Source organism: Halomonas sp. 707D4 (assembly GCF_024158685.1).
GTDB lineage: Bacteria > Pseudomonadota > Gammaproteobacteria > Pseudomonadales > Halomonadaceae > Vreelandella.
On record NZ_JAMZBD010000314.1, the window covers coordinates 1 to 3,788 of the forward strand.

Genomic DNA, 3,788 nt, shown 5'->3' on the forward strand with positions numbered 1-3,788 from the left:
GGCGTGACGCGTCACGCCATCTCGCAGCTTCATGGCTAACGATTCAGTCGAAGCGCATTTCCGGGACATGATCCGGCACGATCAGCTTGCCGGCGGTCTTCTCCTTGATCTCCTCGACGCTGACACCGGGCGCGCGCTCCTTGAGGATGAACGCGCCATCCTTGATCTCGAGATAAGCCAGGTCAGTGAGCACTCGGTTGATGCAGCCCGCGCCGGTCAGCGGCAGTTCGCACTTCTCGAGCAGTTTGGATTCGCCATGCTTGGAAGCGTGTGTCATGGTGCAGATGATGTTCTCGGCACCGGCGACGAGATCCATTGCCCCGCCCATGCCCTTGATCAGCTTGCCGGGAATCATCCAGGAAGCGATGTTGCCGTGCTGGTCCACTTCGAAAGCGCCGAGCACGGTGAGATCCACGTGGCCGCCGCGGATCATGGCGAAGGACTCCGCCGAGGAGAAGATCGCCGCGCCCGGCCGGGCAGTGACCGTCTGCTTGCCGGCGTTGATCATGTCCGGGTCGAGCTCCTCCTCGGTGGGAAAGCGCCCCATGCCGAGCAGCCCGTTCTCGGACTGCAGCATCACGTCGATGCCGTCGGGAATGTAGTTGGCCACCAGGGTGGGGATACCGATGCCCAGGTTCACGTAGAAGCCGTCTTCGAGTTCGCGGGCGACGCGCTGCGCCATCTGTTCACGAGTTAACGCCATGGTAACTACCTCTTGGTCAGTGGAGTGGGCTCAGCTTCGCACCGTGCGCTTCTCGATACGCTTCTCGAAATCGCCCTGGATGATGCGATCGACGTAGATGCCCGGCGTGTGGATCTGGCTCGGGTCCATCTCGCCGGGCTCGACGATCTCCTCCACTTCGACCACGGTGATGCGCCCGGCGGTGGCCGCCAGGGGGTTGAAGTTCTGCGCGGTATGGCGATACATGACGTTGCCGTAGCGATCCGCCTTCCATCCCTTGACGATGGCGAAGTCGCCGGTGATCGCTTCCTCCAGGATATAGTGGCGTCCGTTGAACTCGCGCACCTCCTTGCCCTCGCCGATCGGCGTGCCGTAGCCGGTGGCCGTATAGAAGGCGGGAATGCCCGCGCCGCCGGCGCGCATCTTCTCGGCCAGCGTCCCCTGCGGGGTAAGCACCACCTCGATCTCCTCGTCGAGCATCTGCTGCTCGAACAGGGCGTTCTCGCCGACATAGGACGCGTAGATGCGGCTGATCTGGCGCTTCTCGAGCAACAGCCCCAGGCCGAAGCCGTCCACCCCGCAGTTGTTGGAGACCACCGTGAGGTCCTTGACACCGCGGCGCTTGATTTCGCCGATCAGGTTCTCGGGAATGCCGCAAAGCCCGAACCCGCCGGCGAGAACGGTCATGCCATCCTCGATGCCTTCCATCGCTTCCTCGTAGGAAGAGACTCGCTTGTCGAATCCTGCCATGTGTCGCCTCGCTTTGTTATCACTGACCGCGCTGCAACGAGCGCAGCCAAAGGGTGAGCGGCAAGCTTGCCTTTCGTGTCAGTTGATATAGTTGATAACTTTATAGTTGGTAACTTTATAGTTGGTAACTTGAACGGCGTTATCAATTTTTTTCTCAACTTATTAAAGCGCTGGCCTGACCGTCAAGCGGGATTTACTGGGAACGAGCGTCTCGATCCTTTAGCATTCGGCTCGAAACGGCCAGTGCCCGCCGAAGATTTCACCCATCACGAGGAGAGAAGGTATGCCGGTCCTGAAAGGCGTCATGAGCATCTTGCTGCTCACGCTGAGCACCCTTTTCTGGGGCGTGCCGCTGATACTGTTGACACTGTCGAAGGTCGTCGTGCCCGGGCGACGGGCCAAGCAGCGCCTGCTCGACGGGCTCTGCGCGGTGGCGCTGAACTGGATCGGTTTGAATCTATGGTGGATGAAGCGCCTGCTCAAGCCCAAGGTCACCCTCGACGTGCCCGACGGCATCACCCCACAGCAGTGGTGGCTGGTGATTTCCAATCACCGCAGCTGGACCGACATTTTCCTGCTGTTCATGGCACTGCATCGGCGCACGCCCATGCCGCGCTTCTTTCTCAAGCATCGGCTGATCTGGATTCCCATCGTGGGACTCGCGTTCTGGGCACTCGAATTTCCCTTCATGCGCCGTTTCAGCCGCGAACAGATTGCCAAAAATCCTAAGCTCGCTACTATTGATAGGGATTCGACCGAGCGCATGTGCCGCCAGGCGCGTCACGCGCCCATCTCGATCTACAACTTCGTCGAGGGCACCCGGTTCAGCGTAGCCAAGCGCGACGCGCAGCAAAGCCCGTTCAAGCACCTCTTGAGGCCCAAGGCCGGTGGTGTCGCCCAGGTACTGGGCCTGCTCGGCGACCAGCTGGACGGCATCCTGGACGCCACCCTCTGCTACAGCCGTCCGTCGCCGAGCTTCTGGGCCTTTCTGTGCGGGCAGGAGGCACCGGTCACGCTCATCGTCCGTTTGATCGAGATCCCCGAGTGGATGCATACCGCCGACTACCATCAACAACCGCAGCACAAGGAACGCTTCCACGCATGGATCAATTCACTCTGGCAGGAAAAAGACGCTCTGCTGGAAAACCTGGCCGATCACGACTAGCCGCCTGGCTTTGCCTTTGTCTACTGGCGACGGTGCTTGCCGGCTGCGCCGGCTCCTCGCCCTCCTCGACCCAGCGCGCCCCGGCGAGCGCAAGCGTCGGCACCGTCAACGGGCAGTGGGTCGAGGTCAAGCGCGGCGACACCCTGGGCAAGCTCGCCGCCAGCGCGAACGTTCCCGTCGAGCGTCTCGAGCGCTTCAACCCGGGTATCAACGCCCAGCGCCTGGCGGTGGGCCAGCGCCTGCTGATTCCCACCCAGCAAGAGCGCGCACCCTCCGGCGGACCCTACCGCTACCAGATTCGCGCCGGCGACACCTTCTCCGGCATCGCGCGCCATTTCGGCACCACGTCCGGACGTATCCAGAGCGCCAATCCAAGCACCTCGCCTACCGCGCTGCGCGTGGGGCAGGTGATCAGCGTTCCGTTGAGCGGCAGCGCCTCATCCTCTTCCGGCACCCGCTCCAGCGCTTCCGCTTCTGCTCCCGCCAAGCCCGCTCCGGCCCCCACGCCGAGCGCCAGCGTACCCGCCTCGGCGCGCAACTGGCCCTGGCCGCTCGAGGACTATCGCATCGTTCGCCGCTTCGGCACCGACAGCCGCGGCACGCTGCAGCCGATGCTGCTGGCGACCCAGGCAGGTGCCCGAGCGCAGTCCGTCGCTCCGGGCGAGGTGCGCTTCGCCGACGGCATGCGCCAGCTCGGCCAGGTGGTCATCGTCCACCATGCCGACAACCTGCAAAGCGTGTATGCCTTCTGCGAGCGCATCCTGGTCAGCGTGGGCCAGAACGTCAAAGCCGGCGAGCCGCTGTGCGAGGTCGGCCAGAGCAGCGCCACCAACCGCCACGATCTGCTGTTCGACCTGCGCCAGGCCGGCAAGCCGATCGACCCGCGCCAGGTGCTGCGCTAGCCGCCAGGCGGTGAACGCACCAACGCAAAGGCCCCGGTCATCGCCGGGGCCTTTGTACAGGGGGAGTACGTCACTGGCTGACCAGTGGCCGCGATACTAGTGTCCGCGATAGTAGCCTGGCGTCACGAAGGGGGTCTTGGTCACCGTCATGGGCAGGCGCTTGCCGCGCACTTCGGCGTAGACCACGCTCTCCGGCGTCTCGAACTCGCGGCTGACGTAGCCCATCGCGATCGGCTTGCCCAGGCTCGGCCCGAACCCGCCGGAGGTCACCACGCCGATCTCCTCGCCC

The 3,788-nt window shown here is 63.6% G+C and carries 5 protein-coding genes; 2 read left to right on the plus strand and 3 right to left on the minus strand.

Going from position 1 to position 3,788, the window contains the following annotated elements; genetic code table 11:
• Positions 1-43: 43 nt before the first annotated feature.
• Both BIS11_RS12740 and BIS11_RS12745 read right to left on the minus strand, forming a co-directional pair.
• The gene (locus BIS11_RS12740) at positions 44-703 is read right to left on the minus strand and encodes a CoA transferase subunit B (protein ID WP_227390563.1); all 660 of its coding nucleotides are present in this window, start codon (positions 701-703) and stop codon (positions 44-46) included.
• Between the two features lie 30 nt (positions 704-733).
• Positions 734-1,432, minus strand: coding sequence for a CoA transferase subunit A (locus BIS11_RS12745; RefSeq protein ID WP_253420773.1), 699 nt, complete (start codon positions 1,430-1,432; stop codon positions 734-736).
• Positions 1,433-1,715: 283 nt separating this feature from the next.
• On the opposite strand from BIS11_RS12745, the gene BIS11_RS12750 reads away from it, so the two are divergent.
• Positions 1,716-2,597 (plus strand): acetyltransferase, encoded by an 882-nt coding sequence (locus BIS11_RS12750; RefSeq protein WP_253420776.1) that lies wholly within the window; start codon positions 1,716-1,718, stop codon positions 2,595-2,597.
• Positions 2,598-2,629: 32 nt separating this feature from the next.
• Entirely contained in the window at positions 2,630-3,499 is an 870-nt protein-coding gene (locus BIS11_RS12755) for a LysM peptidoglycan-binding domain-containing protein (RefSeq protein WP_253420779.1), read from the plus strand.
• Between the two features lie 96 nt (positions 3,500-3,595).
• On the opposite strand, the gene BIS11_RS12760 is transcribed toward BIS11_RS12755, so the two are convergent.
• A partial coding sequence (locus BIS11_RS12760) for a glycine cleavage T C-terminal barrel domain-containing protein (RefSeq protein ID WP_301286456.1) occupies positions 3,596-3,788 on the minus strand: 193 nt, incomplete at its 5' end.

Bases quoted from the DNA above. Each gene is read 5' to 3' on its own strand.
- BIS11_RS12750 (WP_253420776.1), top strand. From the start codon at position 1,716: ATGCCGGTCCTGAAAGGCGTCATGAGCATCTTGCTGCTCACGCTGAGC.
- BIS11_RS12740 (WP_227390563.1), bottom strand. From the start codon at position 703: ATGGCGTTAACTCGTGAACAGATGGCGCAGCGCGTCGCCCGCGAACTC.
- BIS11_RS12745 (WP_253420773.1), bottom strand. From the start codon at position 1,432: ATGGCAGGATTCGACAAGCGAGTCTCTTCCTACGAGGAAGCGATGGAA.